The 14,216-nt window shown below is 71.4% G+C and carries 11 protein-coding genes and 3 tRNA genes; 8 read left to right on the top strand and 6 right to left on the bottom strand.

The window, feature by feature from the left end; translation table 11 throughout:
• Window positions 1-25 precede the first annotated feature (25 nt).
• Together OG866_RS06860 and OG866_RS06855 are read left to right on the top strand one after the other, a co-directional pair.
• Window positions 26-1,051: an ornithine cyclodeaminase family protein gene (locus OG866_RS06860; RefSeq protein ID WP_329332535.1), complete on the top strand. Its 1,026-nt coding sequence runs from the start codon at window positions 26-28 to the stop codon at window positions 1,049-1,051.
• A 105-nt stretch (window positions 1,052-1,156) separates the two neighbouring features.
• Entirely contained in the window at window positions 1,157-2,170 is a 1,014-nt protein-coding gene (locus OG866_RS06855) for a LacI family DNA-binding transcriptional regulator (RefSeq protein WP_329332534.1), read from the top strand.
• Window positions 2,171-2,222: 52 nt separating this feature from the next.
• Here OG866_RS06855 and OG866_RS06850 read toward each other — a convergent pair whose 3' ends face one another.
• Complete coding sequence (locus tag OG866_RS06850) at window positions 2,223-3,014, bottom strand: VOC family protein (protein ID WP_329332533.1); 792 nt, start codon at window positions 3,012-3,014, stop codon at window positions 2,223-2,225.
• 197 nt (window positions 3,015-3,211) lie between these two features.
• On the opposite strand from OG866_RS06850, the gene OG866_RS06845 reads away from it, so the two are divergent.
• The gene (locus OG866_RS06845; RefSeq protein ID WP_329332532.1) at window positions 3,212-3,457 is read left to right on the top strand and encodes a WhiB family transcriptional regulator; all 246 of its coding nucleotides are present in this window, start codon (window positions 3,212-3,214) and stop codon (window positions 3,455-3,457) included.
• Here the strand turns inward: OG866_RS06845 and OG866_RS06840 are convergent.
• On the bottom strand, window positions 3,438-5,948 hold the full coding sequence (locus OG866_RS06840) for a hypothetical protein (RefSeq protein ID WP_329332531.1): 2,511 nt from the start codon (window positions 5,946-5,948) through the stop codon (window positions 3,438-3,440). The two genes, OG866_RS06845 and OG866_RS06840, sit on opposite strands and share 20 nt — an antisense overlap.
• Before the next feature lie 98 nt (window positions 5,949-6,046).
• Here OG866_RS06840 and OG866_RS06835 point away from each other — a divergent pair.
• The 4 genes from OG866_RS06835 to OG866_RS06820 all read left to right on the top strand — a co-directional run bounded on the left by OG866_RS06835 (window position 6,047) and on the right by OG866_RS06820 (window position 8,742).
• Window positions 6,047-6,118: transfer RNA gene (locus tag OG866_RS06835), tRNA-Ala, on the top strand.
• 11 nt (window positions 6,119-6,129) lie between these two features.
• Window positions 6,130-6,201, top strand: a tRNA-Glu gene (locus OG866_RS06830).
• A 31-nt stretch (window positions 6,202-6,232) separates the two neighbouring features.
• Entirely contained in the window at window positions 6,233-7,564 is a 1,332-nt protein-coding gene (locus OG866_RS06825) for an SDR family oxidoreductase (protein ID WP_329332530.1), read from the top strand.
• On the top strand, window positions 7,561-8,742 hold the full coding sequence (locus OG866_RS06820) for a ribonuclease inhibitor (protein WP_329332529.1): 1,182 nt from the start codon (window positions 7,561-7,563) through the stop codon (window positions 8,740-8,742). The genes OG866_RS06825 and OG866_RS06820 overlap by 4 nt, the downstream gene beginning before the upstream one ends.
• A 3-nt stretch (window positions 8,743-8,745) precedes the next feature.
• Here OG866_RS06820 and OG866_RS06815 read toward each other — a convergent pair whose 3' ends face one another.
• Complete coding sequence (locus tag OG866_RS06815) at window positions 8,746-10,542, bottom strand: AAA family ATPase (protein WP_329332528.1); 1,797 nt, start codon at window positions 10,540-10,542, stop codon at window positions 8,746-8,748.
• Window positions 10,543-11,946, bottom strand: a complete 1,404-nt coding sequence (locus OG866_RS06810; RefSeq protein ID WP_329332527.1) for a DUF2201 family putative metallopeptidase — start codon at window positions 11,944-11,946, stop codon at window positions 10,543-10,545.
• Window positions 11,947-12,037: 91 nt separating this feature from the next.
• Here OG866_RS06810 and OG866_RS06805 point away from each other — a divergent pair.
• Window positions 12,038-12,111 (top strand) — tRNA-Trp (locus OG866_RS06805).
• 11 nt (window positions 12,112-12,122) lie between these two features.
• Here OG866_RS06805 and OG866_RS06800 read toward each other — a convergent pair.
• On the bottom strand, window positions 12,123-12,962 hold the full coding sequence (locus OG866_RS06800; RefSeq protein WP_329332526.1) for a hypothetical protein: 840 nt from the start codon (window positions 12,960-12,962) through the stop codon (window positions 12,123-12,125).
• Window positions 12,963-13,028: 66 nt separating this feature from the next.
• Window positions 13,029-14,003 (bottom strand): acyl-ACP desaturase, encoded by a 975-nt coding sequence (locus OG866_RS06795; protein ID WP_329332525.1) that lies wholly within the window; start codon window positions 14,001-14,003, stop codon window positions 13,029-13,031.
• Window positions 14,004-14,216 lie beyond the last annotated feature (213 nt).

Here is a 14,216-nt window from a genome sequence, read left to right as displayed (position 1 = left end):
CGACTGACTGGCGGATCATGGAGGGGTGACTCTTCTCCTCACCCGCAGTGACCTTGAGGCCGTACTGGACCCGGCGGCCTGTCTCGACGCGCTGCGCGAGGGATTCCGTGCGGCGGACGGTGGCACGGTGGCCGGACAACGCGTGCGGACGGACCTGCCGTTCCCGGGAACCGCCACGGCCCTCATCCCCGGGCTGCTGCCGGCCATCGAGGCGTACACGGTGAAGGTGAACGCCAAGTTCCCCGGCGCGCGGCCCGCGTTGCGGGGCGTGATCTGTCTCCACAGCGGCCGGGACGGCGAGTTGCTGGCGCTGATCGACTCGGCGACGGTGACGGCGTGGCGGACAGGGTTGGCGGCGGCGCTGGGAACCCATGCGCTGGCCGGTACGGGTGGCGTGCTGGGGGTGATCGGGGCGGGCGCACAGGCCGAGTTGACGGTACGGGGGCTGGCGGCACTGCGGCCTCCGCGATCCGAGCGGTCTCCCGAATTCCAGCGATCCCAGCGATCCCAGCGGTCTCTGCGATCCCAGCGGTCTCTGCGATCCCAGCGATCTCCGCGGTCTCACGGTGACCTGGTGGTCCACGACACGGACGGTGAACGGGCCGCCGAGTTCGCGGCGCGACATGGGGGACGGGTGGTGGGCTCGGCGGCGGAGGTGGCCGCGGCGGCCGACACCGTTCTGCTGGCGACATGGTCCCGCGAGCCACTGCTGCGCCTCGCGGACACGCGTCCCGGCCAGCACTTCACGAGCCTCGGCGCGGACGAGCCGGGTAAGCGGGAGCTGGGTGCGGATCTGCTCGGGGCGGCGTCGGTGATCGTGGACGACCGTGAGCTCGCCGGGGCGATGGGGGCGTTGGCGGGGACCGGCCTGACGGCCGACGCCACCCTCGGGGAGGTGCTGCGGGGCGAGCATCCCGGCAGACGCGGCACGGATGACCGTACCGTGTACGCCCCCGTGGGGCTGCCCTGGCAGGATCTGGCGGTCGCGTGGGTGGCGTACGGGGAGGCTCGACGGAGGGGTACGGGGCGCGCGGTGGATCTGCTGGCGTGAGGTCGGCTGATGTCGAACAAGGCGTAGGAGTCCCCCCCCGAGAGCGCTCTCACCTCCCACCCCGACCAGGGCTATCCTGGGCCGCAACCACGAGGAGGGCCCTAAGTGACCGAGACAGCGCCGCGTCCCACGCTGGAGGCCGTGGCCGCGCGGGCCGGGGTCTCGCGGGCCACCGTGTCCCGGGTGGTGAACGGTGGTGACGGAGTCAGGGAGCCGCTCGTCGAGCGGGTGCGGCAGGCCGTGGAGGAGTTGGGGTACGTCCCCAACCAGGCCGCCCGCAGCCTGGTGACGCGACGCCATGACGCCATCGCCGTCGTCGTCGCCGAACCGGAGACCCGGGTCTTCTCCGACCCCTTCTTCGCCCTTCAACTCAGGGGCATCAGCAAGGAGTTGACGGCTCACGATAACCAGCTCGTGCTGCTGCTCACCGAGGGGCGGGACGATCACGCGCGGGTCGGCCGCTATCTCGCCGGGGGACATGTCGACGGGGCGCTCGTCTTCTCCCTCCACCTCGACGACCCGCTGCCCGGCCTGATCCAGCGGGCCGGAATCCCGACCGTGTTCGGCGGCCGGCCCGGCTGGAGCGACGGTACGGGGGACGACGTGGTGTACGTCGACAGCGACAACCGGGGCGGTGCCCGGGACGCCGTACGGCATCTCGTCGGCCTGGGCCGCAGCCGTATCGCCCACATCACCGGCGCCCTCGACCAGACGTCGGCGGTGGACCGGCTGGAGGGCTTCCGGGATGTCATCGGGGACGTCGACGCGCGGCTCGTCGCGGAGGGTGACTTCACGCCGGGCGGCGGGGAGCGGGCGATGCGTGAACTCCTTCACCGCTGCCCGGACATCGACGCGGTGTTCGCCGCGAACGACCTCACCGCGTCCGGTGCCCTGCGCGTCCTGCGCGAGCACGGCCGACGTGTCCCCGACGACGTCGCCGTCATCGGCTTCGACGACATGCTGCCGATCGCCGAACAGACCGACCCACCTCTCACGACGATCCGCCAGGACATCGAGGAGATGGGCCGACTGATGGCCCGGCTGCTGCTGAAGGGCGGCGGGGACGCGGCCTCCGGGGTGGTGCTGCCCACGACGTTGGTGCGCAGGGCGTCCGCGTAGCCGGCCCGGAGAGGGGGAGAGGCGCTCCTCGCCTCCCCGTGGCCTTGGCCCCTCACCCCTCCCCGGACGCACTCCTGATCACCGCGAAGCGTGCCCCGTAGGGGTCGGCGAGCCGAGCGACGCGGCCCACGCCCGGGATGTCGGTGGCCGGCATCCTGACCCGGCCGCCTCCTTCCTCCGCCTTGGCGACCACCGCGTCCACGTCCGTGGCCTCGAAGTACGGCAGCCAGTAGGGGCTGCCCTCCGCCTCCGTGGGCGCGTCGGCGAGGGGGATGATGCCGCCGAACATGGCGTTCTCGGACTCGCCGGGCGGGTTGATCGTCGTGTAGGTGCCGCCCGGGAAGTCGACGCCGTAGGTCTCCAGGCCGAGGACGGCGTGGTAGAACCATGCGGCCATCGGCTGGTCCGCCGTGTAGAGCTCGATCCAGCACAGGGAGCCGGGCTCCTGGGTGACGTCGAGGCCCTTGAGGCGGCCGGGCTGCCAGATACCGAAGGGGACGCCGGCCTTGTCGGCGAGGATCGCCATACGGCCCTGGTCCATCACGTCCAGGGGCTGCATCAGCACCTTGCCGTGCGCCTGCTCGGCGGCCTTCGCGGTGGCGTCCGCGTCCGGGGTCTGGAAGTACACCGTCCAGGAGGGCGGGCCGTCCTCCGCGGTGCTCTGCATGCCGCCCGCGACGGTCTTCCCGTCCAGCCGGAAGAAGCCGTAGCCGCCGGATTCGGGCGGCCCGGGCTCGAAGTGCCAGCCGAAGAGTGCGTTGTAGAAGGTGGAGGCGCCTTCGATGTCGGGGGTGCCGAGATCGAGCCAGTTCGGTGCGCCGGTGACATAACTGGTGGTGAGCATCCTTGCCCTCCTCCGAGGGGTCACGTTCACTGCACTGCCGAGTCTCGCACCGCCCACTGACAATCGCCCCGCAACGCCGCGCGCCGCCGTGCGTCAGGGCGCGCGGCGGAGCAGTATCGGGGCGGCCGGAGGCCTCGGAGCGCGGCGTTGATCCCGCGTTGATCGAACGTTTTTCGCCGCCCGGCACGATCCTGCACATGCTCATCGAAACGATCACGCCACCCGGCCCGGACTGGCAGGAAGAGGCGCTCTGCGCGCAGACCGGCGGGGACTTCTTCTTCCCCGAGCCGGGCAGCTCCGTGCGGGAGGCGAAGCGGATCTGTGGTCTGTGCCCGATCCGCTCCGCCTGTCTGGAGTTCGCCCTCGACAACGACGAGCGCTTCGGTGTGTGGGGCGGTCTGTCGGAGAAGGAACGCCTGGAGATCAGGCGTACGTCACGCTGAAGCGCCCCGTCCCCGCCGGTACCCGCACGTCCTGACCCGTCCAGCCGAGCTCGTGCCCGTCGGCCTCCGCCGACCGCACCTCGCCGAACCGGCACGGGTAGACGAACCGCACCCCCTCGGGCGCCTGCGTGATCTCCACGGTCACCCTCCGCTCCGCCGGGTCGTGCGCGAGCCGGTAGCCGAAGGGCGCCCCGAAGAGCGTGGGCGCGGCGTCCACGGTGACGCTCCCCCAGCCTTCGGCCGGGGGGACCCCCGTCTCGCTGCGCTCGCCCCCGGGCACCCAGTGCGGCCGTACCCCCGGAGCGATGTACAGATGCGGGTCGCGGTCCTCGTCGGCCTCGAAGAAGAGGATGTCGCGGATCAGCAGCAGATACTCGGCGGCCGCCCAGCCATGCGGCATGTCCCCCATGTACCAGCGCCCGTACGGTGTTTCGCGGAAGTCGGACGCGACCGGGAACGCGTGCTGCTCGTTCCACGCCCCCAGCGCCACCGCACGCTCCGCCACGCTCGGGAACCCCGCCGCGACCGTCCAGCCGAGCAGCGCGTCCATGCGCGCCGGGTCCCCGGCGAGCAGATAGGCGTGCGCCAACTGGAGGGTCAGATAGGGCCCGTACGCCTGCCAGGCGGCCTCGTGCCGGAAGCCGCCGGTGACGAAGTGCGCGTACATGGTGTCGAGGGTGAAGCGCGCGGCCCGGTCGATGTCGTCGCCCAGCTTGCTGCCCATGTGCAGACGCAGCGGGTGGAAGTACGCGGCCGCCCCGATCATCGTCGAGTCGAGCCGTCCGACGTCGCCCGGTCCGGTCGGGATGTACGTCTCCCAGGCGCCGCGAGCCTGCTGCTCGCCCAGCACCCAGCGGATCGAGTCGCCGGTGGCCCTCTTCAGGTCGTCGAAGGCGGACCAGAGTTCGTCGACCTCCTGGGCCCCGATCCGTTCGGCGAGGCGCGCGGCCTCGTGGAGTCCGGCCAGCGCCCAGAAGTCGTCCCAGTAGTGCGGCTTGTCCCGCTCGCCGAGGTGTTCGGCGCTCCAGCCGCTGTGCAACAGGCCGTACCGGTCGCGGTTGTCGCGCAGCCAGCGGGCCGCGTCACGGACGTACGGGACATACAACTTCGCCCCGAAGGCCGACTGTTGTCCACTGGTGCGATCGAACCGGCCGATCGCCCACAGGGCTTGGCCGTTGCTGTCCCACTCGCGGTCGTCCTTCTCGTGCGGGCCACCGTAGAAGCCGTACTCGGCGCACGGCCCGATCCGGCCCGTCCCGAGGTTGAACTTCAGCGGATAGTGCGTGCCCAACTGCCGTTCGGCCAGGGCCGAGTCGCCGACCAGTGAGCAGGCGGTCGCCTCGACGGAGGAGTCCCGGATCCAGAAGGAGTCGTAGACCGTGGGGCCGGGATGGATCTCACCGTGGTCGGACAGGACGAGGAGCTGGGTGCGGGCCTGGCGGAACAGGTCGGTGAGATGGGCCACCGGGCGCGGCAGACCCGGCTGCACCCCCTGCCCGAGGATCTTCGCCGTCCAGAAGTCCCGGTTGGCGGCCTCCAGTTCGGCGGTCGGGGTGGCGCGGAGTTCGGCGAGGTCCGCCGCGCCGCTGAACAGGTCGACCGGCAGCCGTACGTCGATCTCGAAGACCTCGTTCTCCATCACCCGGAACGGCCACGCGAACACCGCGCTGCACATCCCCGCCACCTGGTCCTGCGCCTCCAGGGCACCGTTCAGCTTGCCGCCGACGACCAGGTCGTGGAACGGGCTGTGGGTGAGGTAGGTGTCCGGGTCGAGGGAGAAGTCCGTGTTGCCGTAGACGCCGTACTGTTCCGGCGCGGTGTCGAAGACCGGGCCCCAGCTCGAGTTGGTCTCCACCCGCTGCTCGTCCGGCAGATGGCGCAGAAACGTCAGGCGCCGGTCGGTGATCTCGCGCCCGTTGCGGTCGTGCCGCTGGAATCCGCTCGGACCGGCCGGCAGTACGGCCGCGCACAACAGCCCCTCGCGCGGCTGCCCGGTGGGACTGCCCACGGTCACCCGCGTGACCACCAGGTCCCGTTGACTCGCGCCGACCGTCGTCGCGAACGTGCGCTGCACGAACTCGACGTCGTCCGGTGTACGGAACGTCGTCAGGACCACCGGCAGATGCGGAGCCTCCGTCCGCTGCTCCACCCTTCCTCCATCGGGGAGTTGGGGCAGCCGTAGCGCACCCGTCGCCGGGTCGTGGAGGAAGAAGCAGAGGCTGTACTTGTCGTAGACGGGCTCGATCTCGCCCGCCTGGCCGATCAGGGACTCCTGGCGGTGGTCCTTGACGCCGACCATGTGCCAGTAGCGGTACAGGGCGTTGGAGGCGAAGGCAGCCTCCTTGGAGTCGTACGTGCCGGAGTCGAAGTCGTCGCTCCAGCGGCGGAAGGCCTGCTGCGCCCACCAGGGCACGGGATACGGGACCCGGTCCCGTCCTGCCCAGCCGCGCCACATGACCTCGTAGAACATCCACTCATGGGTCTGGGCCATGGTGTGTCACCCCCTGCGGGCACCGTTGCACCGCTGGGGCCTCCCGTAAATCCGTGCGACCGGCCGTTCGGGGTGCGGTTAGGATCCGGGGGCGCGATCCGGGCGTAGCGCAGAGGTAGGCGCGCCGCCATGGCATGGCGGTCACGCCGGTTCGAATCCGGCCGTCCGGATACGTGCGAGGGGTCCCGTAGAGCAGAGGCAGACTCGCCGCCCTCTCAAGGCGGATACGCCGGTTCGAATCCGGTCGGGACCACGGCACGGCGAACACGGGGCGAGGACGGCACATGGGCGAGGCGATCAGTGAGGCGGAACTGGCCGCCTTCCACCAGGTCGTGGGCAAGCTGCGCGAGCTGCCCGTCGACGACCCCGTACGACTGACCGCCGAGCAGGTCGCCGCCTCCTTCGCCCGTGACGGACGGCTGCGCCGGCGCAAGGCCAGGGGTGCCGAGGCGTCCGCCGCCGACGCGCAGACCATGGCGGCGACGGCGACCGGTGCCCCGGAACGGCGCGAGGACGCACCGCTGACCCCGTCGGCCGGAACCTCTGGTGTCTTTCGCAAGCCCCGCACCTGCTATGTCTGCAAAACGCCTTACCGAGAGGTCGACTCCTTCTACCACCGGCTGTGCCCGGCCTGCGCCGTCGACAACACCGCCCGCCGCGCCCTGAGCACCGACCTCTCCGGCCGCCGCGCGCTGCTCACCGGAGGCCGGGTGAAGATCGGCTTCCAGCTGGCCCTGATGATGCTGCGGGACGGCGCCGAACTGCTGGTCACCTCCCGGTTCCCGCACGACACCGTGCGCCGCTTCCGGGCCGAACCGGGCAGTGAGAAGTGGCTGGACCGGCTGACCGTGCTCGCCGTCGACCTGCGTGACCCCCGCCAAGTGCTCGGCCTGTGCGAGGAGTTGCGGCGGGAGGGCGAGCCGCTGGACATCCTCGTCAACAACGCCGCCCAGACGGTGCGCAGACCGCCCGAGTCGTACGCGCTGCTCGCGGGCGGTGAGTACGACGCGCTGCCCGAGGGCGCTCGGCAGGCACCCGGGTTCACGCCGATGCGGATGCTGGAGAGCGGCGCCGCGTCCCTGCCCGTCGCCCTGCGCGAGGCCGACGAGGCGGGGCTGCTGCCCGACCCGTCCCCGGAGAACTCCTGGTCGGCCCGGCTCGGCGCGCTCGACCCGGCCGAGGTCCTGGAGACCCAGCTCGTCAACGCCCTCGCCCCGGCGCTGCTGTGCGACCGGCTGCTGCCGCTGCTGCTGGCGTCCCCCCGGCCGCGCCGGTACGTGATCAACGTGACCGCCGTCGAGGGCCGCTTCGCCGTCCGCAACAAGATGGCGGGGCATCCCCACACCAACATGGCCAAGGCCGCCCTCAACATGCTCACCCGCACCAGCGCCGCCGAACTCGCCGACCAGGGCGTGCACATGTGCGCCGTCGACACCGGCTGGATCACGGACGAGAACCCGGCACCGAAGAAGGCGCGGATGGCGCGGGCCGGGTTCCGGACGCCGCTGGACATCGTGGATGGTGCGGCACGGGTGTACGACCCGATCGTGCGCGGCGAGGCGGGGGAGCCCCTGTCCGGGGTGTTCCTCAAGGACTACCAGGAGGCGGAGTGGTGAATCAGGAGACGAGCGGCTTCGCCGGGGTGCCGTCCGTCGTACCGCGCCCGGTCGCCGAACTGGGCCCGCTGCTCGACTGGTTGAGGGCCGGGCGACCGGCCGGTGAACGGCTCGACTTCCCGGCCGGTACGGCACTGCCCGACGGGCGCCTCGACCTGTGCAAGCAGGAACTGGGCCCCGAGGGGGCGTCCTTGGTCGCGGAGGCGCTGGGGGAGGGGCCGACCCCGGTACGGCATCTGCTGCTCGGGACCGACGGGCTGGGCGATGCCGGGGCCGAGGTGGTGGCGGGGGCCGGGGCGAGTGCCGAGGTCGAGACGCTCTACCTCGGCTGCAACGGGATCACCGCGGGCGGGGCCTGCCGGATCGCCGACCAGCTGCGGGCCTCGCCGCAGGCCGTCACCGGGGTGTGGCTCAAGCGCAATCCGCTGGGGTCCGGCGGTGGCCGGGCGGCGGCCGAACTCATCGAGTCCGCACGGTCGTTGCGCACTCTCGACCTCGTCCAGACCGGCCTCGACGCGACCGGCGCCGTCGTCCTCGCCGACGCGCTGCTGGCCGCCGTGGACAACGGACGCCGCATCGAGCGGCTCTTCGTCGGCGGCAACCCGCTGGGCGAGGCGGGCGCGGAGGCGCTCGGCGCGGTGGTCGCCGCGGGCGCGATCGACGAACTGTACGTCTCCGCGGCCCGGTTGGGGGACGCGGGCGCCCTCCGTCTCGTCGACGCGCTGGGGCGGGCACCGTACGGGCGGCTCACCCGGCTCGCGGTCGCCAGCAACGGCATCGGGCCCCAGGCCGCCGCCCGGCTGGTGACGGCCGCCACCGCTGCGGGCGTCACCCTGCTGGACCTCGGCCGGGTGCGCGCGGCGGCGGTGCTCGGCGCGGCGGACAATCGCATCGACCTGACAGCCGCCGGTACGATCGCCGACGCCCTGGCGACCGCCGAGCACCGCCTGACCCACCTCGTCCTCACCCACACCGGCATGCGCAGCCGCGAGGCCCACCGTCTCCTCGACACCGCGCCCCGCGCCGCCACGGCCACCCGCTTCGTCCTGGGCCAGGGCATCGCGGCCAGCGTCAAACGACGCCTGGAGGCGCACAGCGCGCACCTGCCGCGACCGGCGGTCCCGGCCGACGTGGCCGCCGTACGGAGTGTGCACCGAACCGCTCCGCCCGACGCCTGATTCCTACCGCCTCCGCATCCCCATGAACACCTCGGTCCAGAACCGCTGCTGCCGCTCCGAGGCCCCCACCAGATACGTCGCCCGCAGCTTGGCCGGCAGCAGCGCCACCAGGCGGGCCACCACCGCGCGGTGCTTCTTCAGCTGGGACAGCTCCGCGTTGGCGAGGATCTGGTGGACCACGTCCGTGTCGTTGCCGCCCTCCGCGGACTGCTCGGCCGCGCGGAGCAGCCTCGCCTCCCAGGCGTCCGCGTCGCGGGCCAGCTCGCGCAGGCCGGTGACCTCACGGCCCTTGAGACGGTCGAGGAGCGCGGTGAGCGGCACGGGCGCGTACTCGCCGTCACCGAGATAGACCGTGCCCATCTCCAGCGGCAGTCCGCGCCGGTGCAGCTTGATGAGCCGCTCCAGGGTGCGCTTGGTGATCCAGGCGCGGCCGTCGTCGTCGATGTCGTGCTTCCACCACTCCAGGACCGTCTCGGCGTCCGCGCCGTAACGGGCCAGCAGCCACTCGTTGGCCGGGATGTCCTGCGGATCGACCTCCAGCGAGGCCGTGAAACGCGTCGCCTGCGCGATATTGTTCCGCGACACCAGCAGCTTGCGGCCCAGATGGTACGGCGGGTTCTGCACCGCGATCTGTGCCCGCAGGTTCTCGATCCGCCGGCCGGCGAGCGACCACTCCTGGGTGATCTCCATCAGCTTGGCGAACGCGGCCTTGTCCTTGGGCCGGTTGTACTCGTCCCACACGATGGCCTTGGGCTCGGGACCGGTGAAGTGGGCGGCGAGGAGGTTGTCGAGGGTGCCGTCGGCCGACGGGATCGGCACGCACAGGTCCTCGACGTTCGTCACCGGCAGCGAGAAGTACAGCGGCTCCCGGCCGAGCCCGGCCCGCACCGTCTCCCGCACCAGCTCCGTCTTGCCGCAGCCGGGCGGGCCCTGGAGCAGCACCGTCCAGCGGTTGCGCAGAGCGGCGCGCAGCACCTGTCGTACCGGGTCGGGAATCGTCGACGGGTTGGCCACGCCCACCGCCTCGGCGATCCGGTCCAGGATCTCGTGCGTACGGTTCTGCCCGGGCTTCCCGTCCGGGCCCGGCTCGGCGAGGCGCAGACGGTCGCCGTCGACCAGGGGGAGGCCCCAGCGCAGCGGGAAGCCCTCCTTGGCGTTGGCGAGGACATGGTCGAGCGTGCGCGGGGACAGCAGCTCGCGCAGGGCGGGGGAGAGGGACGCCCACAGCGAGAACACCGGACGCAGGTCCCACGGGCGGTACTTGGCCGCCAGATGCCGACGCCACGACGTGTCGTTGGCCGTGATCCGCATCGTGACCATCCGGTCCAGGAGCGCGAGGTCGCCGCGCCGGGCCGATGTCTCCGTCAGCGACTCGTTGTCGGTGAGGAACACGCCGACGCAGCCCAGCGCGCGCAGGTCGTGCTCGCCCAGCGTCCAGTTGCAGGCGATCTGCATCAGCTGCGACTGGATCGTGTCGCCCGCCTGGAGCGAGTCGTCGATGAGCAGCACGAACGGCGTGCCCGGCTTCAGCTGGCTCATCACCAGCTGGCGCAGCACCAGTTCACCGCTGCGCGGATCGCGCACAGGCGCGTTGACGAGCAGGTCGTCCGGTGTCAGGTTCGCCGCCGGCACGTACACCAGGGTGGTGTCCGGGTGGGCGTGGGCGAGGTGGGAGAAGAACGTCGCCGTCTTGCCGATGCCGTGCTCGCCGAAGATCTGGCCGGTCTGCCCCATGTCGATCATCGCGTCGATGAAGGACTCGAGTCGCGAGGCGGTCAACTGCTGTGTGTCCGTGGTCATTTACCGTGATCCTGTGGTGACGCGATGGCAGTCCATCGCCGGTGTGTGCGTCTCGGGCCACTCACTGCCGCCCTCGGTGATCAGCCAGATCCATTTGTCCGGCTCGGCGGGCGTGATCGGTGGCGCGTAGCCGTCGGTCAGCACCACGACCGCGTCCGGGGTGACGTCGAAACGGCGGCCGTTCACCTCCGTGCGCCCCTCCACGTAGTCCGCGACCACCTGGAAGCTCGTGCCGCCCCCGCCGTAGACCCGCTCGCCGGGCGAGAAGGGCATCACCACGGCATCGAACGACAGCCAGTGCGCCTCCACGCCCTCGATCCGGCCCACGAGTTCGGTGAGCCAGGTGATCACATGCTGCGGCATCGAGCCGGACGTGTCGTACGCGACGACCAGCACCTTGTCCCGCACCGGGCCGCGCCGCGCCGGCATCGGGTCCTGGCCGAGCGCCGCGAGCAGCGCGCCCCGCTTCTTCGGGTACACCAGCCGCTCGCCGTCGCGCAGCTTGGAGCCGAGCACGTCGACCAGCCAGCGCTGCCACCAGTCGACCGTCCGGGTGCGCGTGGTCTCACCCCGCAGCATGCCCGCGCCCAGCTGCCCCCAGATCCGCGCCGCGCGTGCGCTGCCGTCCTCGGTGCGGCCCATGAGGTCCAGCAACTCCCGCTCCGCGCCCGCGTGTCCGCGCCGGGCCGCCAGCAGGGAGTTGAGCAGCGCCGACGACGTCACCTCGTCGACGGTCTCCTGGTCGGCCGGGACGAGGTCGCCCCGCAGATGCACGCACAGCCCTCGCTCCGGCACCGGTGGGTGATGCATCCGCCTCAGCTCGCCGTACACCCGCATGTCCGTCTCGGTGAACGTCTCGTACGGGACCGGCTCCAGGCCGTGTGCCGTCAGGTCCGCGTGGTACCGCTCGTACACCGCGCGCGGTTCGATGCCCGTCGCTCGCCCGTCCAGCAGGGGCAGTTCGGTCCTCCGGAGCCGGACCATTGCCACGTGGTTGATGGACACCTCGGCGGCCAGCTCGAAGACCGGGTCGGCCCGCAGCTCCGGGTCGGCGAAGAGATGGCGGTGCACCAGATGGCGTGCCTCGTGGAACAGGACGAACTTCACGCCGTCCAGGCCGAGTCCGGCGAAGAAGTCCGGGTTGTACAGCAGCAGACACGTCCCGTCGCCGGACGCCACCACGGCCGCCGTGTCGATCGCGGTAGTCGGGATCTGGTGGTGGCACTTGGCGTACAGCCAGGACGCCACCGCCGACTCCGTCAGCCCGAAGTCCAGCAGCGCCGCCTCCTTGAGCCGGCTCGCCTCCGCCACGACCGCCGGATCCGCCGGGCGGTACCCCTCCAGCGCCCTGCGGTCGGCGAGGTCGACCACCGGGGGACGCCGCCCCCGCTCCCCGTACGCCATATCCCGCCCCCCGTACCGAACCTGCCCCGTGGCTCATTGGTACCAGGACCCACTGACATCGGGCCAAGGCATTACGATCGGGCGCCAAGGGCGGGGTCGTAGCGCAGAGGCAGGCGCGCTGGTCTCCAAAACCGGAACACGCTGGTTCGAATCCAGCCGCCCCGTCCCCCTGCCGGTCACGCGATGGCGCCCGCCGTGACGATCAGTTCCGGCGTGTTCCCGTGGAACGTCTCCGCCAGCTGGGCCAGCACCGCCCAGGCGTCCTCACGGTCGCCCAAGTGCTCCCGGACGAGCGGGCGGAGGGCGTCCTCGGCCTCCTTCAACCGCGCCGGGAACAGGAGTTGTCCCATCGACAGCACCTCCAGGACGGTCAGCGCCGGGCCGTCGGAGTCCACGTAGTCGGCGGCGCTCTCGAACACGCCCGCCTGGCGCAGGCGGTGGGTGAACTTCGCGTGCGTGCCGAAGCCCGCCCGTACCGACGGCGGGCAGTCCGGGCGTACGTTGAGCGCCCAGCGGGCGTAGCCGGGCAGCGGGCGCTCGCGGTCCGCCGCGCCGACCGCCGCCCAGTCGGCGCGCGTCAGCACCATGGACGCCGCCGCGCGGCCCTGGTGCACCGTGGTGACCTCGCGCAGCGCGCCGACGAGGCCAAGGCGGACGTAGCTGTGCGGAACCTCGGGTTCCTGCCCCGGCAGGGTCACGTCGACCGGCAGAGGATCGACACGACCGGCAGCGAAGGGCACCCCGCGCGCGATGGCGCGGCGCAGACCGGAGTCGGTCGGGATGTACCGCCACACCAGGGCGTTGAGCTGCGGGTCGTCGTTCTCCAGGATCCACAGCGCCACGGATGCCTCAAGGTGCCTGGCCCAGGTCCACGCGCGCGTGACCCGTCCCCGGGCCTGCGCGGGGCTCTCGGGCTCCGGCAGGCCGGTCCGGGCCCGGACCTGTACGGCGGTCTCCTCGTCGACGAGGCCGAGCAGGAACCCGACCGCCCTCTCCACCCTGGTGTTCTCTCGCATGGCGGCATGATGCCGCCGGTCAGGGGCGGACCGCACCGGAAAATCGAGAGCCCCCGGCGGCTGCGGTCAGCCGGCCGCGCGGGCCGCCATCCGCGCCTTGCGCGCCGCGAGCTTCGCGTCGAACTTCGAAGCCTCCGCGTCCAGGCCGCCCATGAACATGCCGAGCTCCTCCTGGGCCTGCTGTCCCTCGGGACCGAGGCCGTCGATCTCCATGATCTTCAGGAAGCGCAGCACGGGCTGGATGACGTCGTCGTGGTGGATGCGCAGGTTGTAGACCTCGCCGATGGCCATCTGCGCGGCGAAGCGCTCGAAGCCGGGCATGCCGTGGCCGGGCATGCGGAAGTTGACGACGACGTCCCGGACGGCCTGCATGGTCAGGTCGGGGGCGAGTTCGAACGCGGCCTTGAGGAGGTTGCGGTAGAAGACCATGTGGAGGTTCTCGTCGGTCGCGATGCGCGCCAGCATGCGGTCGCAGACCGGGTCGCCGGACTGGTGGCCGGTGTTGCGGTGCGAGATACGGGTCGCCAGCTCCTGGAAGGCGACATAGGCGACCGAGTGCAGCATCGAGTGGCGGTTGTCCGACTCGAAGCCCTCCGACATGTGCTGCATGCGGAACGCTTCCAGCTTGTCCGGGTCCACCGCGCGCGAGGCGAGCAGGTAGTCGCGCATGACGATGCCGTGCCGGCCCTCCTCGGCGGTCCAGCGGTGCACCCAGGTGCCCCAGGCGCCGTCACGGCCGAAGAGCGAGGCGATCTCGTGGTGGTAGCTGGGGAGGTTGTCCTCGGTGAGGAGGTTCACCACGAGCGCGATGCGGCCGATCTCGGTGACCTTGGACTGCTGCTTGTCCCAGGCCTCGCCGTCCTCGAAGAAGCCGGGGAAGTTACGGCCGTCGCTCCACGGCACGTACTCGTGCGGCATCCAGTCCTTGGTGACCTTCAGATGCCGGTTGAGTTCGGTCTCGACCACTTCCTCCAGCGCGTACAGCAGCTTGGCGTCGGTCCAGCCGGCGGGGCTGCCGAGGTGAGGGGAAGTGATCGTCACGGGAACTCCAGGGGGACGCGTAACTAAGCGGAGAGAAGCCGGGTACCCGGCGAGCGGATGCCGGAACCTACGAGAGCGTAGGCTACGAACCCGTAGGTTACGTTGCCGTAGGTTAAGCGGGATGTAAAGATCCCTGATCAGCCGGTGTTCCCAAGGCTCCCGAGGTGTCCGGAAAAGCCCCGGGACCCGCAGGTCCCAGGGCTGAACGGATGA

The sequence above is a fragment of the Streptomyces sp. NBC_00663 genome (assembly GCF_036226885.1).
Taxonomy (GTDB): Bacteria; Actinomycetota; Actinomycetes; order Streptomycetales; family Streptomycetaceae; genus Streptomyces.
This window is presented reverse-complemented; position numbering and strand designations above follow the sequence as displayed.

What these genes read in the sequence shown, in the direction of transcription:
- OG866_RS06825 (WP_329332530.1), top strand. Translation starts at nt 6,233, where the DNA reads ATGGGCGAGGCGATCAGTGAGGCGGAACTGGCCGCCTTCCACCAGGTC.
- OG866_RS06845 (WP_329332532.1), top strand. Translation starts at nt 3,212, where the DNA reads ATGCTCATCGAAACGATCACGCCACCCGGCCCGGACTGGCAGGAAGAG.
- OG866_RS06840 (WP_329332531.1), bottom strand. Translation starts at nt 5,948, where the DNA reads ATGGCCCAGACCCATGAGTGGATGTTCTACGAGGTCATGTGGCGCGGC.
- OG866_RS06810 (WP_329332527.1), bottom strand. Translation starts at nt 11,946, where the DNA reads ATGGCGTACGGGGAGCGGGGGCGGCGTCCCCCGGTGGTCGACCTCGCC.
- OG866_RS06800 (WP_329332526.1), bottom strand. Translation starts at nt 12,962, where the DNA reads ATGCGAGAGAACACCAGGGTGGAGAGGGCGGTCGGGTTCCTGCTCGGC.
- OG866_RS06850 (WP_329332533.1), bottom strand. Translation starts at nt 3,014, where the DNA reads ATGCTCACCACCAGTTATGTCACCGGCGCACCGAACTGGCTCGATCTC.
- OG866_RS06815 (WP_329332528.1), bottom strand. Translation starts at nt 10,542, where the DNA reads ATGACCACGGACACACAGCAGTTGACCGCCTCGCGACTCGAGTCCTTC.